This window comes from Clostridium sp. KNHs205, assembly GCF_000702945.1.
Lineage (GTDB): Bacteria > Bacillota > Clostridia > Lachnospirales > Lachnospiraceae > Anaerocolumna.
The window spans coordinates 807,143-827,794 of record NZ_JNLE01000005.1 but is presented as its reverse complement, the minus strand read 5'-3'; the positions used below and the strand labels follow the sequence as shown (position 1 = coordinate 827,794).

General features: G+C 39.4%; 12 protein-coding genes. 9 read left to right on the top strand and 3 right to left on the bottom strand.

Annotated features, from left to right (window positions below):
- Positions 1 to 44: 44 nt before the first annotated feature.
- Positions 45 to 2,678, top strand: a complete 2,634-nt coding sequence (locus BR73_RS28490; RefSeq protein WP_081848850.1) for an EAL domain-containing protein — start codon at positions 45 to 47, stop codon at positions 2,676 to 2,678.
- 237 nt (positions 2,679 to 2,915) lie between these two features.
- Positions 2,916 to 5,279 carry an alpha-xylosidase gene (gene yicI / locus BR73_RS0123230; RefSeq protein WP_033168212.1) on the top strand — a complete coding sequence of 788 codons (2,364 nt, stop codon included), beginning with the start codon at positions 2,916 to 2,918 and terminating at the stop codon, positions 5,277 to 5,279.
- Between the two features lie 281 nt (positions 5,280 to 5,560).
- Here the strand turns inward: yicI and BR73_RS0123225 are convergent, their stop codons facing one another.
- The gene (locus BR73_RS0123225) at positions 5,561 to 5,752 is read right to left on the bottom strand and encodes a hypothetical protein (RefSeq protein WP_033168211.1); all 192 of its coding nucleotides are present in this window, start codon (positions 5,750 to 5,752) and stop codon (positions 5,561 to 5,563) included.
- 126 nt (positions 5,753 to 5,878) lie between these two features.
- Here BR73_RS0123225 and BR73_RS0123220 point away from each other — a divergent pair, with 126 nt between their 5' ends.
- From BR73_RS0123220 to BR73_RS0123205, 4 genes are all read left to right on the top strand, one after another.
- Entirely contained in the window at positions 5,879 to 6,940 is a 1,062-nt protein-coding gene (locus BR73_RS0123220; protein ID WP_051685521.1) for an aromatic acid exporter family protein, read from the top strand.
- Positions 6,941 to 7,094: 154 nt separating this feature from the next.
- Complete coding sequence (locus tag BR73_RS0123215; protein WP_051685520.1) at positions 7,095 to 9,380, top strand: glycoside hydrolase family 95 protein; 2,286 nt, start codon at positions 7,095 to 7,097, stop codon at positions 9,378 to 9,380.
- Positions 9,381 to 9,540: 160 nt separating this feature from the next.
- Entirely contained in the window at positions 9,541 to 11,193 is a 1,653-nt protein-coding gene (locus BR73_RS27880) for a histidine kinase (protein WP_051685519.1), read from the top strand.
- A 130-nt stretch (positions 11,194 to 11,323) separates the two neighbouring features.
- A complete protein-coding gene (locus BR73_RS0123205; RefSeq protein WP_033168210.1) occupies positions 11,324 to 12,844 on the top strand; it encodes a response regulator transcription factor in 1,521 nt (506 codons plus the stop codon).
- 310 nt (positions 12,845 to 13,154) lie between these two features.
- On the opposite strand, the gene BR73_RS26900 is transcribed toward BR73_RS0123205, so the two are convergent.
- Both BR73_RS26900 and BR73_RS0123190 read right to left on the bottom strand, forming a co-directional pair.
- Complete coding sequence (locus tag BR73_RS26900; RefSeq protein ID WP_033168209.1) at positions 13,155 to 13,688, bottom strand: BsuPI-related putative proteinase inhibitor; 534 nt, start codon at positions 13,686 to 13,688, stop codon at positions 13,155 to 13,157.
- Positions 13,689 to 14,073: 385 nt separating this feature from the next.
- Complete coding sequence (locus BR73_RS0123190) at positions 14,074 to 15,213, bottom strand: peptidylprolyl isomerase (protein WP_033168207.1); 1,140 nt, start codon at positions 15,211 to 15,213, stop codon at positions 14,074 to 14,076.
- Positions 15,214 to 16,119: 906 nt separating this feature from the next.
- On the opposite strand from BR73_RS0123190, the gene BR73_RS28485 reads away from it, so the two are divergent.
- The 3 genes from BR73_RS28485 to BR73_RS0123175 all read left to right on the top strand — a co-directional run bounded on the left by BR73_RS28485 (position 16,120) and on the right by BR73_RS0123175 (position 20,468).
- Positions 16,120 to 17,571 carry an ABC transporter permease subunit gene (locus BR73_RS28485; RefSeq protein ID WP_033168206.1) on the top strand — a complete coding sequence of 484 codons (1,452 nt, stop codon included), beginning with the start codon at positions 16,120 to 16,122 and terminating at the stop codon, positions 17,569 to 17,571.
- Between the two features lie 11 nt (positions 17,572 to 17,582).
- A complete protein-coding gene (locus tag BR73_RS0123180) occupies positions 17,583 to 18,539 on the top strand; it encodes a carbohydrate ABC transporter permease (protein WP_051685518.1) in 957 nt (318 codons plus the stop codon).
- Positions 18,540 to 18,677: 138 nt separating this feature from the next.
- Positions 18,678 to 20,468, top strand: a complete 1,791-nt coding sequence (locus BR73_RS0123175; RefSeq protein ID WP_033168205.1) for a cytochrome c oxidase subunit IV — start codon at positions 18,678 to 18,680, stop codon at positions 20,466 to 20,468.
- Positions 20,469 to 20,652 lie beyond the last annotated feature (184 nt).

The following is a 20,652-nucleotide window of genomic DNA, read 5'->3' as shown; positions in this document are numbered from 1 at the left end:
TCAGGGATGACAGGAATATACAACATGGATGGTAAGAATAATATATGTCTGACTTAAATAATAATGCCTTCAGCAAAAGGTATCTCTATACAAAAGAACAATTGATGGACTTTTTCGCCAGCATTCCCTTACCGGAGGGAGTTATTGCCAACTATGTGCAAAAGGACAATTATATCGAATTTATCTACGATAAAACAATTTATTCTGTACTTATTGACGGCAGTAGCTGGGAGGAAATCAAACAGGAGCTGATGCACCGGAAAGAGCGAAGAATGATAGAAAAAAACATGAAGCTTGCCCAGGAGAAGCAGGATACCCTGACCGGACTATATAATAAGGAACACAGCAGACAGGTGATCGAGGAATTTTTAAGGACCTCCGTACCCGGACAATGCCATGGACTAATGATTGTGGATATTGATAATTTTGATGCAGTCAATGAAAGTCTTGGCTATCTATTTGGTGATACGGTGCTGGTTAATATAGCCGATGCTCTTCGTAAGAATTTCTATGATACGGACATCGCTAGCCGAATAGGCGGGGATGAATTTCTTATATTCATAAAAAATGTATCGAATCTTGAATTGTTAAAAGAAAAAGCTAAGATAATATATTCTGTTTTTGCCAATACCTATACCGGGGAGAATAAAAATTATAAGATTTCCTGCAGTATTGGAATCTCAACTTATCCAACAGACGGAAACAATTTTCATGAGTTATTTTTAAAGGCTGATGCAGCCCTTTTATATAATAGAGAGAATCAGAATGATAAGAGACAGTCAAGTTATGGACGTTATTACTCTGAAATACCAAAGCCTGATCAATACTTAGATGAAGAATGTTTTGATAAATACAAAATAAACCGAACAAAAGGGTTTGGCAGCAGTAATTTTGACAAGGAAATGACTGCTTTTGCCTTTGACATCATGTCAAGGACAAAGGATGTTAACAGCGCCATTAATCTGCTGCTCAATAAAGTCAGAACACAATTTGACTGCAATCAGATCTGTATCTTTGAATATGTCTCAGACGCTTCAGATTACAAACTGACTTATTTCTGCTCCAATGACAGAATGGAAGCCAGTACAGAAGAAAAAGAAGATTTCAGCAGATATCTTAAGGAGCATCAGTTTAATTTTAGTGAAAGCGGAGTATATTCTGTACCGGATATATCAAATGCCTCTGAACAGGAAGAGGTACTAAAAAAGATCGGTGTCAAAGCCTTACTCCAATGTGCAATTTTTGAGAATGATACCTTAAAAGGCTGTGTCAGCGTTCATGATCTTACCAAGAGCAGGGACTGGAGCGACTATGAACTGGATTCCTTCCTTACCATTACTAAAATAATATCCTCCTATTTGCTGAAACTGCGTGCTTCCGAACGTGCCAGCAGGCAGTTATATATAATGAAGAATTATGATGCTTTGACAGGGCTGCCCACCCTTCATAAATTTAAGAAGGATGTTAATCATATCGTACTTAATTCCGGCAGCAGATGTGCCATTATCTATCTGGATATTACGAAGTTTAAATATTTGAACAATACCCTTGGTTACGAAACCGGAGACAGGATATTATGTGAGTTTGCATATATTATATCCGGCGGAGACATCCAGAAAGAAGGTATTGCAAGAAATGCAGAAGATAATTTTGTAATATGCCTTCCTTTTAAGGAAGAGCAGGAAATTATTGATTTTATCAATGACATTCACGAGAAATTCAATACGCTGCAAAAGAGTAAATATCCCAGTACCAAGTTTATTGTAGCCAGTGGAATTGCTTTTATCAATCCCGGCGAAGATATAACCGTTGCCATAGACAACGCCAATATAGCACGTAAGACTATTAAGAATGCGTCCACCTCCTCTTATTGTTTTTTTGATATCAACATGCAGCTGAACCTGCAGCGGGAAGCGGAAATAAACAATACCATGGAACAGGCTTTAAGAGACAGGGAATTTGTAGTATATTTACAGCCTAAGGTCAACCTGACGGATAGCAGCCTGGTTGGTGCAGAAGCGTTGGTGCGCTGGATTCGAAACGGCATAATAATTATGCCGGGAGATTTCATACCTATATTTGAAAATAATGGATTTGTAGTAAATCTGGATTTCTATATATATGAAGAAGTATGTAAAATTATAAAAAATTGGATGGAACAGGGGATAACCCCCATACCTATTTCTGTAAATGTATCCAGGGTACATCTCCATGATGAGCACTTTGTGGAGGATATCAGAAAGCTGGTTGATTCCTATGGCATACCCTATAGTTTATTGGAAATGGAACTTACAGAGAGTATCTTCCTTAATAATACGGAAGCAGCCATATCGGCCATGAAGGAGCTTAGAAGACTTGGATTCGGAGTATCCATTGATGATTTCGGTGCGGGTTATTCTTCCCTGAATCTGTTAAAGGATATGGCAACAGACGTTATTAAGCTGGATAAAGAATTCTTCGGACACGACAACATGCAGAGAGAAGAGCAGATTATTGTATCCAGTATTATCAGCATGGCAAAACAGCTTAACATGAAAGTACTGTCAGAAGGTGTAGAGACTCAGAACCAGTCGGATTTCTTAAAAAGCGTACTTTGTGATATGGCTCAGGGCTATCTGTACTCCAAACCTATTCCCGTAGCGGAATTTGAGAAGCTGATAACTACTCTATCAAATTAAATACGGATATACAATTTTTGATGTAATTTATGGCTAAAAATTATGATTGAAAACCCTCCTCAAAAAAGATATACTTAAACGTATAAGGAATATTTGATGGAGGGTTTTTCCTGCACCTACAACAGAAAATATAAAAGCAGTTAATAACCGCAAGAGCTTAAGGATTTTTTTTGATTTTTATAGTTTAACGGGTAAACAAATTATAAAAGCGGAGTATTTCTGCAGAAAGAGGTTAAGATGAAATTCAGTAATGGACAGTGGCTTTCCCAGCCCGGCACCGAAATATTCAGCCCGGCTCAGTTTTTTGAAACCGGCAGAACCGGTAACAGTATTACCTTTAGTGCCTCCACCCATAAAATAAGACATAGAGGCGATACCTTAGGAGGTCCCAATCTTACGATTAAGATTTCCGCACCCGGGAAGGAAGTTCTGAGAGTACAGACCTTCCATTACATGGGGGTTGTAAATCATGGTCCGGATTTTGAAATAAATACTGACGATAATCTGCAGCTGGATATTAAGGAAGATGAGAACAGCTATGATATTTCAAGCGGTTCCTTAAGACTCCATATTAACAAAGAGAGCGCAGAACTGACATATTACCGTGGTGAGTATAAGCTTACTTCAAGTGCTTTTAAGGATCTTGCTTATGTAAGAACAGACTTTAAAGGGTTAGCCTATGAAGTTGACAGCAAAGGTGCTTACATGAGAGAGCAGCTGAGTCTTTCCGTAGGCGAATTAATATATGGTCTGGGAGAACGTTTTACACCTTTCGTAAAAAACGGACAATTCGTTGACATATGGAATGAAGACGGAGGAACCTCCTGTGAGCAATCCTATAAGAACATACCTTTTTACTTATCCAACAGAGGTTATGGTGTATTTGTTAACAGTCCTTCCAAAGTATCCTATGAAGTAGGTTCTGAGCAGGTTAAGAAGGTTGGCTTTAGCGTAGAAGGAGAAAGTCTGGATTATATTTTCTTTAACGGACCCACTATGAAAGAAGCGCTGGTTCGTTATACAGACTTAACCGGCAAACCCTCCCTGCCTCCTACCTGGAGCTTTGGACTATGGCTTTCCACTTCCTTTACCACTCAGTATGATGAAGCAACTGTAACCAGCTTTGTAGATGGAATGGAGGAAAGAGGGATACCCTTAAGCGTATTCCATTTCGACTGCTTCTGGATGAAAGGCTTCCACTGGACGGATTTTAAATGGGATAAAGAAGTATTCCCGGATCCCGTTGGGATGTTAAAACGGCTAAAAGCCAAAGGTTTAAAGATCTGCGTATGGATCAATTCCTATATCGCCCAGGATTCCGTACTCTTTGCAGAAGGCATGAAGAACGGTTATTTCATTAAGAGAAAGAATGGTGATGTATGGCAGTGGGATATGTGGCAGCCCGGAATGGCAATTGTGGACTTTACCAACCCTGCAGCCTGTGACTGGTTCGCCGGAAAATTAGAAGAACTTGTAGATATGGGCGTGGATTGCTTTAAGACTGATTTCGGTGAGCGTATACCCACAGAAGACGTGGTATATTACAACGGAGCAGATCCCAAGGCCATGCACAACTATTACACCCAGCTATATAATCAAACAGTCTTTGATCTCCTTGCCAGAAAAAAAGGAAAGGAAGAAGCAGTAGTCTTTGCAAGAAGTGCAACAGCAGGCGGACAGAAATTCCCCGTACACTGGGGCGGCGATTGCTGGTCCAATTTTGAGTCCATGTCCGAGAGTTTAAGAGGCGGCTTGTCCCTGACCATGTCTGGTTTCGGTTATTGGAGCCATGACATCGGAGGCTTTGAAGACACTTCAACCCCGGATGTATACAAGAGATGGGTAGCCTTTGGATTAATGTCCTCCCACTCCAGGCTCCACGGAAGCACCTCCTATCGTGTACCCTGGGCTTACGACGAGGAATCCGTAGAAGTAGCAAGATACTTCACCAAATTAAAAGCCTCCCTCATGCCTTACCTGTACGCCAATTCCGTGCAGACCAGCAGAACAGGAGTACCCGTAATGCGAAGTATGGTACTGGAGTTTGAAAATGATCCTGCCTGCGGCTATCTGGATAAACAGTACATGTTCGGTGACCGCTTACTGGTAGCTCCCATCTTCAATCCCGAAGGCCAGGCAGAATATTACCTGCCGGAAGGAACCTGGACAAATTACATCACCGGCGAAGAAGTAATCGGTGGCAGATGGATCAGAGAACAGCACGGATACCTGAGCATACCCTGCCTGGTTAGAGAAAACACCATCCTGGCTGTAAAAGACGATGCAGAGAGACCTGTATACGACTACGAAAAAGAAGTGACCTTAAAACTCTACTCCTTAAAAGAAAACAACTCTGCCAAAACGGAAGTATACAACCAAAAAGGAGAAAGCTGTCTGACAGTAGAAGCTAAAAAAGAAGGCACAAAAGTAACCGTCCTTCTTAACAGCTCCTCAAAAGGTACCACCGCAAAGCTGTATCTTAACAACATACAAGCCATAAACGAACTTTCAGCTGGAACAGTGGAAACAGCCGAGAGCGGAACCTATATTAATTTAGGAAACCTGAAAGCAGGTCAAACAGAAGTAACCTTTAAAATTTAATAACTTATGAAATGAAATCCCCTTTCACACCAAATGACTATGCGATGGTGAGAAAGGGAATTTTATTTAGATTATTCTGAATAATTATATAAGAAGCTATTAGGATTAAAGTGGCAGAAAACTAGTTTTTCGCAATGGGACAGTAAAATTGCATAAAATAGAAAGACTCATACTTCTAATACCTTTCCATAGGCGTATTTTATGAAATTAGAAGAATACAATACCCAGATGAAGAGGACGTTCTGTTTAGTAGTTTTGCCTTGAGAGGTTCCTTATGAAACTTAAGTACCGGCAGTTGTAACTAGATAAAACAGTGCCACTGTTTGAGCGCGGTAATCTAATATTACCACAAGGTCACAGCGAGTTTGGCACTGTTTTATCTGTCCAGTTACAACTGCCGGTACTTTAGTGTAGTAAGGGTTCTCGAAAGCAAAACGTATAAACAGAACGTCCTCTTCATCGTCCGTGTCCACAGCCTCCCATTTTCAATTACTTAATCCCCAGTCCTGTAATCCATACATCCTTCAAAGGTCTGCTTGACAAACCCCCTTACTTTTGCTAAAACTGTTCTCATAACAACAGTAAGAGAGGACTAACCATTGAAAAAGCGAACCATAAACACCAGTACCTGGTTAAAAATAATTAAAATAGCAGCCGGCAGCTGTCTTGCCATCATCCTGGCAGATTTACTGGGGCTTTCCTATAGTGCCTCCGCCGGCATTATAACCCTGTTAAGTATACAGGATACCAAAAAAGAAACCTTAAAAGTGGCAATAAAAAGATTCGCGGCATTTGCCACAGCAGTTCTCATCGCTCTGATAATCTTTCAGAGCCTGGGGTATCATCCCGTTACCTTCGGCTTATTTCTCCTGTTCTTTGTGACAGCCAGTTATCTCTTTCACATAACAGAAGGTATTCCTATGTGTTCGGTATTGGTCAGTCATTTCCTGATAGAACAGAATATGAGTCTGGGGTTTATCGGAAATGAAGTGGCGATTTTAGGTATTGGAATTATAATTGGTGTAATCTTAAATCTCTATATGCCGGATAACACAGGTGCGGTGCTAAAAGACATAGTACTTGTAGAGGAAGAAGTAAAAGATATACTTAAGAACATGGCAGCTGTATTAAGAGTAAAAAACAAAAGCGGGCAGGAAGACGATGATATGGCTCCTGACAGGGAGAAAATGCAGGAACTTGACCATATGCTGTCAAGTCTGGAGGAGCATCTTAATCTTGCCCAGAAACAGGCCTACGAAAATATGAATAATACCCTGCTTACAGATACCAGATACTATATAGGCTATTTTACCATGAGAAAAGAGCAGGTCCTGATGTTAAAGCAGACCCTGGCAGATATGAAACAGCTTAAGCTTATTCCAAAGCAAGCCAACCCCCTTGCTTATATGATGGACAAGATCAAAGAGCAGTTCCGTGAATCCAATAATGCAAGAGAGTTAATCAAGGAACTCAATCGGATGAAGGAGTTATTTAAAGAAGAACCAGTGCCTGCAACCAGAGAAGAATTTGAGAACAGAGCAATACTTTATGGTATCATGAATAATATTGAGAGCTTTTTAATCATAAAAAGAGATTTTGTAGACAGTGTCACTGAGAAACAGATAGAACGGTTCTGGAAGAGAAGTGGAAAGACAAAATAATTACGGTATAAAAATTTGGGTGTTTTTTATTAATAAATTAGGGTATTTATTCGTACTGTGAGGGATTATAATGCACTTAATGGAAAATATGTTCGTGTAGCTTGGGAGCATATTCCGAAATATGAGAGCATGTAAGACGATTGGAGGAAGGGCATTGAATCATAGATTGTGGTATACATCTCCTGCTGCTGAGTGGCAGAACGGCCTGCCTATAGGAACAGGGCGGCTGGCTGGTATGGTCCTTGGCGGTATTGAGACAGAACGAATTGCCTTAAATCATGAGTGGCTGTGTATAGGCAGGAATAAGGATAGAAAAAATGAAGACCGTAGTGCATATCTTCCTAAAGTGAGGGAACTTTTAATGGAAGAGAACTATGAGGAGGCTACTATTCTCGCCAACGAAGCCTGGGGGGGCAATGGGGGAATCAGCGACAGGCCTACAAAAGAAGACTCCTATCAGCCGGCCGGGGATTTTTATTTCTCACTGGATCAGGGGGAGGCTGCTAATTATAAAAGGGAACTGAATTTAGAAAGAGCAAGAGTTAAGGTAACCTATGATGCCGATGGAAGGAATATTTCCAGAACGGTTATTGGTCATTTAATAGAAGATTGTATCATAGTCAGAATATATGCCAGAGAGGATAAAGTATGCGGCACTTTCTGGCTTGATCGTATACAAGATCCCAATTGTGATGTATCTTTTGATTCAGGGAATGCTACTATTATCATGCATGGAGCTTTCAAAGGAGGCATGAAATTCTGCGTAAAAGCGGATCTTAAGATCAGAGGAGGTAAAGTATTCCCCCTTGATAATGACAGACTCAGAGTAGAGGATGCCAAGGAGATTCTTGTATTTATCAATATTGGAACTGATGTAAAGAATGAGCTGCCCTTAGAGGAGTGCAGAAGACATCCCATGCCAGTGAAATCCTGGGAGAGACTCTATAAGGAGAATATGGTGGAGCATGAGAAGAATTACGGAAGACTGCATTTAAACATCTATGCAGAAGAACCCGATATGCCTACCAACGATAGAATCAAAGCCTACAGAGAAGGCAGGGAGGATTTGACACTTCCATTGCTTTACTTTAACTACGGAAGATATTTATTATGTGCCTCCTGTGCAAATGGTGAACTGCCGGCAAACCTTCAGGGAAAGTGGAATGAAGAACTGGCACCAGCCTGGGATTGCGATTATCATTATGATGTAAATTTACAGATGAACTACTGGCCGGCTGAAAATGGTCATTTAGAAGATTATACGGAATCCTTGATTGTATATTTGGAGAAAATGATACCTTATGGAAGAGAAGCCGCAAAGAAGCTGTTCGGCTGCAATGGTATCTGGCTGCCCTTATCCTCGGATGTATGGGGCTGTGCCACACCGGAAACCTATGGCTGGTCGGTCTGGGTTGGTGTATCTGCCTGGCTGGCTCAGCATATGTGGTGGCATTATGAGTATGGACAGGACATGGAATTCTTAGAAGACAGAGGTTATCCTTTTATGAAAGAGGTAGCAGCCTTTTATGAAGACTTTTTAGTAAAAGACAAGAATGGCATTTATCAGATAATGCCTTCCCAGTCTCCGGAGAATCGGTTTGCCGGAGGCGGAAGCCTGCCGGTTACCATATGTATCTCCTCGACGGTAGATGTTGAAATGGTTATGGATTTATTAAGCCATTGTATAGAAGCTGCTGAAATTCTTAAGACGGACAGGGATAAGGTTAAGCTCTGGAAAGAGATAATGGATAATCTGCCTCCTTTGCAGATAGGCAGTAAGGGTCAGCTGCTGGAATGGAATCAGGAGTTTGAAGAAATTGAACCAAACCATAGGCATGTATCCCATCTCTTTGGTGTATTCCCCGGAGAACAGATTGACAGGGAGCGGACACCTGAATTATTTGCAGCCGCAAGAAAATCTCTGGAGCTTAGATTAAGTGCAGGAGGCGGCTATACAGGGTGGAGCCGTGCCTGGGTTGCCTGCCTTTATGCGAGATTTGGAGAAGGTGACTTAGCCTGGGAACATATCAGGGCTTTAATTGGAGACTTTGCAACTGAGACACTGTTGGATCTTCATCCGCCTAAGATTTTTCAGATAGACGGTAATTTCGGCGGAACAGCTGCAATTTTAGAGATGCTGCTGCAGAGCTATTACAGTGAGCTTAATTTTCTTCCGGCCCTGCCATCAGGCTGGAAGGGCGGTAAAATAAGTGGCTTGAGAGCAAGGGGAGGCTTTACCGTTGACATGGAATGGGAAGAAGGGATGCTTACCAAAGCAAGGATTATCTGTGTAAAAGACCGTAACTGTGTAATCAAGAAGGCAGGAAGAAACTACTGTATCAGAGATGGCTGGGGCAATGAAGTGGATTATTACACGGAAAATAATAAAGTAATCTTTCATATGTTAAAGGATAGAATCTATTTTGTTACAGTTACGTAATAAGTATAAATTTAAGTATAAAAACTAGAATAGGGGCTGCCGGTTATCTGTAAGTTTATAAGTCCGACTATGCAAAAGTAAAGCAAGTCCAGAATCAGCTTACATAGTTGATATATCTTGAACCTTATAACCGGCAACCCCTGAAAGCGCGGGTAAGATAATGAGGGAAAAGCTGAAGTTATTTTTTTCAAAGCATCTGAAAATTAGAGAAAGAATGCTCCTTGTCTTTTTATTAAGCATAATGATTCCTCTGGTTTGCAGCAGTTTCTTCTATTCCAGAAATACCCGCAGACAGGCACTGACGAAAGAAAGGGAAAGCCAGAGTGCAGAGCTGCTGCTGGTAAAGGAAGCTGTAAGAAACTATCTCCAGCCTTATAATGAGTTACTGAAGCTGTTAAGTGAAACGGATATGAGCGGTGTAAGTCAAAAAGAGGCCCAAAAGGAATATGAAAAATACTTCAAGGTTTTTGCAGAGCTTAAGGGAATCCAGCTGATTGGAAGGGATAACACTTCTCATTATACTGCCTGGGCTGCTGGAGTGGATTTGCCTAAGGAGAGTATCCTGCCCATAAACTCGGACATAAAAGATAAGGTTCAGTTTACGTTTTTAAAAGCGGAAGAATCGTCTTATCTGACTTTATCCGTTGCTGTACAGTCAGGTGGCAATCATGAGAATGGAATTCTCTCTGTTATAACCGATACCGAGTTCCTGGAGGATATTTGTCTGGCGGGTAATTCTGCTTATCAGATTCTCCTGGACGGTGAAGTTATATTCACAAAGACAAAATCCGAAAGTAGTATTGATACCAAAAAGTCCACAGTCTTAAAAGAAGAATTAAATCTTGACAATACTGAGAATCAATTTACTTTAATCAGTAAACGGGAATATAAGGATATCTATGCTGAATATAAAGGGAGCAGCTGGTCCTGGCTATATTGGCTGCTTCCCACAACTCTTTCCATTGGTATCATAGCACTTTACGCCGGTAATTTCAGTAAGCGTTTAAACAACTTTAAGGTGCAGATTCATAAGGCTGCTGCCGGAGATTTCAATCTCTCTAAAGTGAATGGAAATGATGAAATCGCTGATTTATACAAGGACCTGAATACAATGATTAATAGCCTTCAGCATTTGATAACTACCATTTATGAGGAACAGGTACAGAAGGAAAAGCTTAACAGCAGGCAAAAAGAGGTAGAGTTTAAAATGTTAGCAAGTCAGATAAATCCCCATTTCCTCTACAATACCCTGGAAACTATCAGAATGAAAGCAAGATGCAACGGTGAGAAGGATATTGAAGAGCTGGTAAAAATGCTGGCTAAGATAATGCGCAGGAATATACAGGCGGGAGATACGCTGGTTACCTTAAAATCAGAGCTTGAGCTGGTGGAATATTATTTAAAGATACAGCAGTATCGTTTCGGTGAGAGAATACATTTTCATATTAATCTCTACTGTGATGTGGAGCAGCTTAAGATCATGCCTCTTATTATTCAGCCAATTGTTGAAAATGCATTTATACATGGACTGGAAGCCAAAGAGGGTGAAGGTGGGATTAAAATTGATGTAAGTATGACAGACAGTTTATATATTATTGTAGAAGATGACGGTATTGGGATGACCGGGGAGACCCTGGAAGAAATAAAAGACAGTCTTAATGATTACGCAAGGCTTACCAGGAGCAGCATAGGACTAAATAATGTAAATCAGAGAATCAAACTCTTGTATGGTGACAAATACGGACTGCTGATTGAAAGTGAAGAAAATAAGGGAACCAAAATTACCATTCAACTTCCGAAGGATATGAGCTGATACAATATTTAGATGATATAAGTACAGGGTATTCTTTATTCCTATTCAAGGATTAAAAAGTAATTGCAGTATCTACCTTGGAGGAAATAAGCATAATCCAACTTATATAGTTAGGTTGAGGAGGGGCTAAATGTACCAGGTTATGATTATAGACGATGAAATGATTGTAAGAGACGGCATTAAGTGCCTTATCGATTGGGAAGATTACAACTTTGAGGTATGTGCGGAAGGTTATGATGGGAAGGACGGATTAAAAAAGGTACTGGAATATTCCCCTGATCTGGTGCTGGTAGATGTTAAAATGCCTGGTATGAGTGGAATAGAGTTGATTCGTGAGGCAAAGAAAGCAGGCTTTGAAGGAAAGTTTATAATCCTTACTGGTTATTCGGATTTTGAGTTTGCAAAGTCAGCCGTATCTCTGGGGGTTCGTGCATATTTACTAAAACCTATAGATGAAGATGAGTTATTGGAGAATGTGAAAGAATTACTGGCAGAGCTGGATGCCAAGAAGCATTTGGATGATTACTATACCCTCAGTGAATTAAAGGCAAGGCAGCAGGTGCTGTCCCATCTTTTATTGCATACCTCGGACAGAGAAGCCCTGAAGCGGGAAATTAAGCTATATGGCATGGACTTTAAATACAACAGTTTCTGTGCAGCAATCCTAAAGGACAGGGAAAGCAACGAAGAGAACGGAATTTCCCAGGATAAAATCGACCTGATGTTATGGGATATGGAGCATGTCGATAAGGTCATTATGGACGACAAGCTGGTACTGATCTGCAAAGGACTAGGTTATGAAGAAGTAAAAAAACAGCTTCTTATAAGCAATGAAAAGGTTAAGAAACGTTTTACGGAAGGCTTCTTTATAGCAGTGGGACATAGTGTTACCTACTGGCAGGATCTTCATTTTTCTTATGAAAGTGCGAAGCTGCTCTCAGAGTATCAGTTTTCCTTTAAAGAAATGGAAGCGGTGGGGATAGAAACCTTAAAGGCCAGTGGTATAACGGAAGATAAAGAGTTTCCGGAGCTGTTACTAAATTTTATAGAAATCGGAGATATGGGAGCACTGAAAGAAGCTATCAGGGAGAAGGAAGAACTGTATCGCGGACGGCTGATCAAGGAATGGGATATCAAGGTTCAGATAACCCAATGCATTTCCTATCTTCATCATATTTTGGAAAAAAAGTATGATAAATACCGGGAGCAATTTAAGGATGAGTATCAGAAATATGCAGACCGGATGAAAAAAGCCGAAAGCTTATCGGTCTTACTTAATAATCTCTATAATTTCTGTGATGAAATCTCAAAAGTAATCTGTGTTGTCGCTTCTGAAAATGTAATAAAAAGAATGATAGCATATATGGAGAAGAATTACGGACAGGATCTAAAGCTTGAGAGTATAGCCAAACTTTTTAATTACAATAGTGCCTATCTCGGAAAAATCTTTAAAAAAGAAATAGGAGAGAACTTTAACAACGTTCTGGATGCCATCCGAATAAAGAACGCGAAGAGACTGCTGCAGGAAACAGACCTTAAGGTATACCAGATTTCAGAGCAGGTAGGTTACAGCAATATAGACTATTTCTATTCTAAATTTAAAAAATATGTAGGCATAAGTCCAAAAGAATTTAAAAGAACAGAGGAATAAAAGAATAGAAGAATAGAAGAACGGAAGAACAGAAGAATAGAAAAAATGTCAGGTGAATTGCACCAAAAAGAAAGAACGAATGCGCCTATGGAAAGGTATTAGAAGTCCTTTTCTCTGGATATTTTGTGCTATCTTATAAAGCAGATTGTTTGAGCGCAGCGAGTTATCTACTTTATAAGATGTCAAGCACAAAACATCCAGAGAATTAGGACTTCTTATACCTTGGAATTGAAGCATGAGTTCTTTCTTTTTGGTGCAATTCACCGTCCCCTTTTGAATAAACTCATCCTGCCCTTCAAATCAATGTAATTTATTTCTTAATCTTTACCAGATATCCGTCCTGATTTACGAAATCAGCAGTACCGGTTATATAGGCTTTCACATAAACTGCTTTATCCTTAATTTCCTGGAACACTTCACCGGTTAAAGAATCACCTAATTCCAGCTTATCCTTTGCTTTTATTTCAGTAGTGGTAAGAACTGCGATAAAGCTCTTGTCTGCTGACCAGCGGTACAAAGGCTGTTTTTTTGCATCTAATACTTCAAAATCAAATACCTGTCCCGAGCTGCTTTCAATGGTAACATCTTTTTTGGTAGGATTCTTGATAATAATCTTAAAATCAAGAGAGTCCTTATTCAGAACAGCTTCAGGTTTAATGGTAACCTTCTTCTTAGCAGCCTTCTTATCCTCTTTCTTTGTAGCCTTTGAATTGTTTTTGGAATCCTGACTTTTGTTTGTGTTGTTCTTCTTATACTGTCCAGCTGCTTGTACAGTAGTTAATGATACGGTAAAGAGCACTAAAGCTAATATTAATATACCAAGAATATTCCTTTTATTTTTCATAATAATCTCCAATCTGCGTGCTTTTGCACACGTACATAATAATGATAAGTGAAAGTAGCTTGGCTATCAGTTCCTTTTTCTGCGCTTCCTTTATCCTTTTCTGGTTTGTAAAGGCAGTTCTTACAAAAGCTTGTTGCTTAAGAGAGTTTCTTACGCTCTTATTTACTTCCATTTGCCTCAAGGTCTAACAGGATAAAAGGAAATTGACAGATGCCGCTTGAGTATTCAATCCCAGGCTAATTAGGAATATTACCTGTTATATAGATTAGACGATTAATAGGAAAAATAGTTCCTGAAAATAAAAAATAAAAGCCTTTTTCTAAAGTAAGTAATCAACTTACAGTGAAAAAAGGCTTTTATAACGTAAATTATTTAAAGTCCGGAATTATTTACCGCTCTCTGTAGGGGTAGCGGTAGCTTCAGGAGTTGCAGTTGCCTCAGGAGTAGAAGTAGCTTCTTCCGGTGTAGGAGTAGAAGTAATTCTCTCTGCTTCAGGAATTGTAGTCTGTCCCATTACAACGGTATCCCATACTTTATCGTTAACAGTTATTGTGTATTCTTTTTTGATTTCATTCTCATACTTATCTGTAAAAGCTTCCGTCTTAGCATTGCTGATGGCTTCTGTAACAGCTGCATCATAACTTTCGGTGCTATTGTTATCTGTCATCTTAATAATGTAATAACCTTTAGAAGTTTCAATAATTCCATCGGTTACTTCATCGTTCTTCAGTTTCATGGCAGCTTCCTGATATTCAGCTTCAGCAGTTCCATCATCTTTAACAAAGTTAAGAGTGGTAGTAGTTAAAGCTTCATTATCTTTAGCGATATCGGCAAATGCTTTACCTGCCTGTACATCTTTCAGGGCTTGTTCTATGGCATCCTTTGCAGCAGCTTTTTCTTCATCGGTAAGCTCCTCTAACTGATAGCTTTCATTGTATTTAGAGGTTGCTGCATATAAATACTCTGTATCATATTGTCTGTAAGTTTCTTTGTCAATACCAGCTTTTATTTCATCTTCTTTCACTTCAAGTGAATCAAGAACGGTCTGGTAATACTTGTCCGCCAGCTGTAATTTCTCTTGTGCTTTTATCAGATTTTCTTTTGTAAAACCTGTAAGTTTGAGACGCTCTTCATCATCCTTTAATGAAGTTATGATAGATTCAACTTCTGTTTCAATGTTTGTCTTTTCTTCGTCAGTAAGAGTATTACCTGCATCTTTCGATTTCTGATAAAGAATTTCCCACATAACGGCAACATCCATAACACTTGTCTTCATCTGATCCCTCATGGTGACACCTTCGGAATATTCCATATCCCAATAGGTAGGGTAGTATTGTGCATACATCTGCCCCTGAGCTTCCAAAGCATAAATGAAATACATCATATCCTGCATTGTAAGCTTTTCATCGTTAACTGTTACCACTAAGGTAGAGTCTGTTTTTTTGCTGCATCCTGCAGCGAATATCATTCCCGCTGTTAAAGCCATAACTAACAGTCTGGTAATGATCTTTTTTGATTTCTTCACTGTACTTCCTCCATTATATGTGATTCATGTGACGATTGTAGAAAAAGACACATAATATCATTTTAATACTTTTTCCATATAAGTCAAGTTCATTGAATAGGTTTTTGGATAAATTATATGAAAATTCTGTGAAATCTATATAAAAACAGTCTGCTATTTCACACAAATAAGAGCTTTTTAGCATTTTGCCAGAGAGTTCGGTATACTATAATTGGATTTTACAAGAAATATATGGTAGGAAAAATACTGGAACTTACAGTACCTTTTGCAAGGAGGTCTGTCCAAAAACAGGGTATGATAGGAACATAAGAAATGACTGAATTTACGAAAGAGGAACACAGCTGATTCTTTCCGGCTGAAGGAAGGAGGAGTCTGTAGAGTATATAGAGTATGTAGAGTATGTAGATTATGTAGAATCTGTGGTGCAAAAACTTAAAAGCATGGAACTGTTAGTATACTATGGAGGGGTACCACGAAACTTAAGGGTTTTGCTTAACTGATAAGTAGCTGTAACATGTTTAAAGGTGAAGGAACCAGTAGAATAAAACCTCATAGCCTTTCTTTTTACCAGCATAAGAGCTGGTGCATCCTCCCCAAAGGAACTGTCATTTAAGTTACCCCAAAAGCCACCGAAAAAGCCTGGAGGCAGCCAGTTATTCCTGGTTTATGCGTCTCCTCTGAAAGCTTATCCTGCCCAACAGGTCCGTTTAATCTGAGGCTGAGGTACTTGTTTTTAAAGCAAGTATCTTATGATATTAAGGTTAAGAAAATCACCTTAAAAGTTACTTAAAAGCAGCCAGGTTTTAAGTATAAAAATTGGGGTATTTAATATCAATATATTTGGGTGGTATCTTTTATGCAGAAAGTTTACAATAAGTTAAGTTAATAAACAATGGAGGAAAAATTATGGGGCAGAAGAAATTAACTGGCATAGGACTGTTAATAAATATTATTAGAATACTGGTTATCTTACTGGCGTTGAGCTTGTTTGTGCCCGCACTGAATCCTGCCAGAATAAGCGGACTGATTAATGATAACCTGTCCCTTTTTACATCAGGATTGGTTTACTCAACTGCTTTTTCGGGATTTAAAAGAGCCTTAATGAGAGGCTGGGTGGAGCAGGGGACTTTAACCTTATTATTTCTGTCAGCACTGTTATCTTGTCTTGGGTATTTTGCCTGCAGTGCCGGAGGAGCAATCAGTCTTGGACAACTTAAATTAAAGAGACTGTCAGCCCGTTTAACAGCTTTAGGTTCTTTTATAAGCTTAATTGGTTTTGGGGGAATTTTCTTAGCTTATAATCAGTTACTTGAAAGCACTAATCTTAAAAAGGTAGATCCGGTTCTTCCTATGGGATTGATCATACTGGCCTGTTTATCTGTGGCATGTCTGATACTTTCACTGGCTGCCATCTATTTGTTACCAAGACCTTCCAAGGAAGAAAAATATACCATGGAACCAAAGTATTATCTGTTCCTTCTTATGCTTCCTTTCCTTATATTATGTATGGTATTTTCCTATCTCCCTTTATGGGGCTGGCGCTATGGATTATATGACTACAAACCGGGACTTGGTTTAAGCGCAGAAAATTTTGTTGGTTTTAAATGGTTTCGATATCTCTTTGAGAATTCCGCAACCAGAAATGATATCTTAAGAGTATTAAAAAATACACTTGCAATGAGTGGTCTGGGCCTTGCAACTTCCATCTTCCCCATGGCCTTTGCGATATTCCTGTCAGAAATCAAGGCTACCAGATATCGTAAGCTGGTGCAGACGCTGACAACCATACCTAATTTCATCAGCTGGGTATTGGTATATGCTTTTGCTTTTGCATTGTTTTCAACGGAAGGCTTTATTAATACCGTATTAGTTGATATGGGTGTTCTGAAGGAAGGCGTAAATTTCCTGTTAAGCGGAGATCACATCTGGCTGAAGATGTTAGCCTGGAGCTTATGGAAAGGCCTTGGATGGGGAGCTATTATCTATCTGGCTGCCATATCCGGAATCGATCAGCAGTTATACGAAGCGGCAACGGTAGACGGTGCCGGAAGATTCAAGAAAATGTGGTACATAACGGTACCCGGTCTCTTACCTACCTTCTTTGTATTGTTAATGCTTGCCATAGCAGGTATTCTAAGCAATGGTATGGATCAATATTTTGTTTTCAAGAACTCCGCCAATAAATCGAATATAGAGGTGCTTGACCTCTATGTATATTTACTGGGACTTGGAAGCAGTGATACCGGAAATATTCCGCTGGCAACTGTTGTCGGTATGGTGAAGTCAATCATTAGTATCATATTGCTGTTTATGGCAAACGGACTTTCCAAGTTGATACGTAAAGAAAGCATTATATAGGAGGTGCGAAAATGGGATATACAGGCAAGGACACGGGGATAAGTACAGCAAAAATACGAAAAGTAAAAAAGAGAATCCCATCTTCTCCCGGAGATATTGTATTTAATATCTTTAATTATGCGTTCTTTTCAATTTTTACGATTATTTGCTTTTTCCCTTTTTATTATTTGTTTATCAATACCATTAGTGATAATGAACTGATAAAGGCCGGACGTATTACCTTCCTGCCAAAAGGCATTCATTTTGACAATTATCTTGCTCTTACCAGTGTAAGCAATTTAGGAAGCTCTATCATGGTATCCATAGCAAGAACTCTCATCGGTACCCTTATCATGGTATTAGCCTCTGCATTTGTAGGCTATCTGGTAACGAAAACCGAAATGTGGGGCAGAAAGGTATGGTATCGTCTGCTGGTTGTTACCATGTATTTTAATGCCGGCTTGATACCCTGGTATCTGAATATGTCCATGTTAGGACTTACCAATTCCTTCTTAGGATATATCATTCCCAGTATTGTAGCACCTTACAATATCATACTGGTTAAGACGTATATAGAATCCATACCTGCAGAGCTTGAGGAAAGTGCTTCTATTGATGGTGCTGGATATATTTCCAGATTCAAAGTTATTATCTTCCCTCTCTGTAAACCGATTCTTGCTACCATAGCAATATTTGGTGCCTTAGGGCATTGGAATTCCTTTACGGATTCCATGATATTAATGTCAGGCGCACCTAAGTTATATACACTGCAATACAGACTTTATGTGTACCTGAACCAGTCCTCTAATCTTGCGGCACTGATGAAATCCGGAAGCGGTATTACTTCTGATATGGTACAGCAGGCGTTAAATACAAGAACCATTAAATTTACGGTAGCCATGGTATCTATTATACCAATCCTTCTGGTATACCCCTTCCTTCAAAGATATTTTGAAAAGGGTATTATGATTGGAGCGGTAAAAGGCTGATTATCTTTCGTTAGAATTCGGGTTTATTAAGTTGTATTGTGTTTACCTTATAACAGGTAAAAGCTTTATTAAATAGCGGTATCACTTATTCAACTTAATAGCGCCGATTTTAAGATAAATAAAAAGGAGGGTATTATTATGAAAAGAGCAAGGAGATTAATATCACTTTTGCTTATTGTAACACTTATGTGCTGGGGACTATGGGGTTGCGGGTCTGGTAATAAGAACGTAAAGAACAGCAGCGGAAATAATGCAGCAACAGAAACACCGGAAGCTACTGATGCAGCAACAGCAGAACCGGAAGAATCCGCTGAGGATCTTTTAGCAGACATTATTCCCAAAGAAACAGTAGAATTAACCGTATACAGCCAGTTGGCTAACTATTCAGGAGAGCAGATCGGATGGTTTGCTCAGGTTATGAAAGATAAGTTTAATGTTAAGCTTAACATTATTCCTTCCGGTGATGGTGTATTCTCTACCCGTATGGAATCCGGTGAACTTGGCGATATCGTTATCTTCGGACAGGATGGAGATGAGTATAAACAGGCAATTAAGGCAGGCTTACTCTTAGACTGGAATGAAGATGAGATTTTACAGGATTATGGTCCTTATATTAACGAAAACATGCAGGTAGCCCTTCAGAAGAACAAGGATATCTCCGGCGGAGCCGTATACGGTTTCGGTCACAACGTTGGTTCTTCCTCTGATGAACATGAATCCTTCTTCTATCATCCTGATATCAGATGGGATTTATATTCAAAATTAGGTTATCCTGAAGTAAATACCTTAGAAGATTTTATACCTGTACTTGAGCAAATGGTAAAAGAAAACCCTACATCCGATTCCGGACAAAAGACTTATGCTATGTCTTTATTCAAAGACTGGGACGGCGATATGGTTATGTATGTTAAGGCACTTGGTGCTTTATACGGATATGATGAATTCGGATTTACCTTATATGATGTAAATACACAGACTGCACAGCCTATTTTGGATGATAACAGTATGTATATAAGAAGTCTTAAGTTCTACAACCAGTTATATCAAAAGGGCTTACTGGATCCTGATTCCATGACCCAGACTTATGATGAAGCCAGCGATGCTTACAGAGATGGATCTGCTGTATTTAATATTTTTAATTTCCTTGGTCAGGCATTATACAATACAGATGCACATACCGCCGATGGAAAAGGTATGTATCCACTTACAGCTAAAGATATGAAAGTACTCAGCTACGGCCTTAATGTTTACGGTGGTAACAGAGTTTGGTCTATCGGTGCAAATTCACAGTATCCTGAACTTTGCATGGCTATCATTAACTGGCTTAGTACTCCAGAAGGTGTTATGACTTACAACTATGGTCCCAAAGGCGTTGCCTGGGATTATGATGATCAGGGTTATGCATACCTTACAGATTTAGGTGCAGCCTGCAAAGCAGATACGAAGACTGAAATGACAGATGGTTACAGCGGAACTTTTGATGATGGTGGATTCAAGATGAATAACACTACCTGGGCACTTGACAGCATTAACCCTGATGGTAATGGAGAACCCTTTAACTATCTGTTCTGGGGTAGTACATTAAAGAAAGAGACTACCAATGCTGAACAGGAGTGGAAGAAGTATACCGGATATCTCAGTGCTGATGAGTACTTAAATGATGGCAGATTCTCTATAGCAATCGGAACAAACTATGCTACAGGTGCTAAGAGTGATGAACTCAGTACTACCTGGAACCAGGTAAAAGAAGCTATCAAGACATATTCCTGGAATGCAATTTATGCTAAGACCGATGCTGAATTTGATACTATCGTAGCTGAATTACAGTCAAAAGCAAAAGAATATGGCTATGATGAGTGTATCGCCTGGTGTATGAATGAAGCAACTTTAAGAAAAGCAGCAGAAGATAAAGCAAAAGCAGCAAACTAATAATTGCAAATTGCTAATTAACGGGCAGTTCACCATGGTGAACTGCCCGTTTCAGACTGCAGACAAATTAATTAATTATACAGACGAAAGGCACGGGATTTCCGTGTCCGTTGTAAACCAAACCTATGTTACTAAGTTAAAATTTATATTTAAAGACCACATAATATTACAACATTTCGGACAA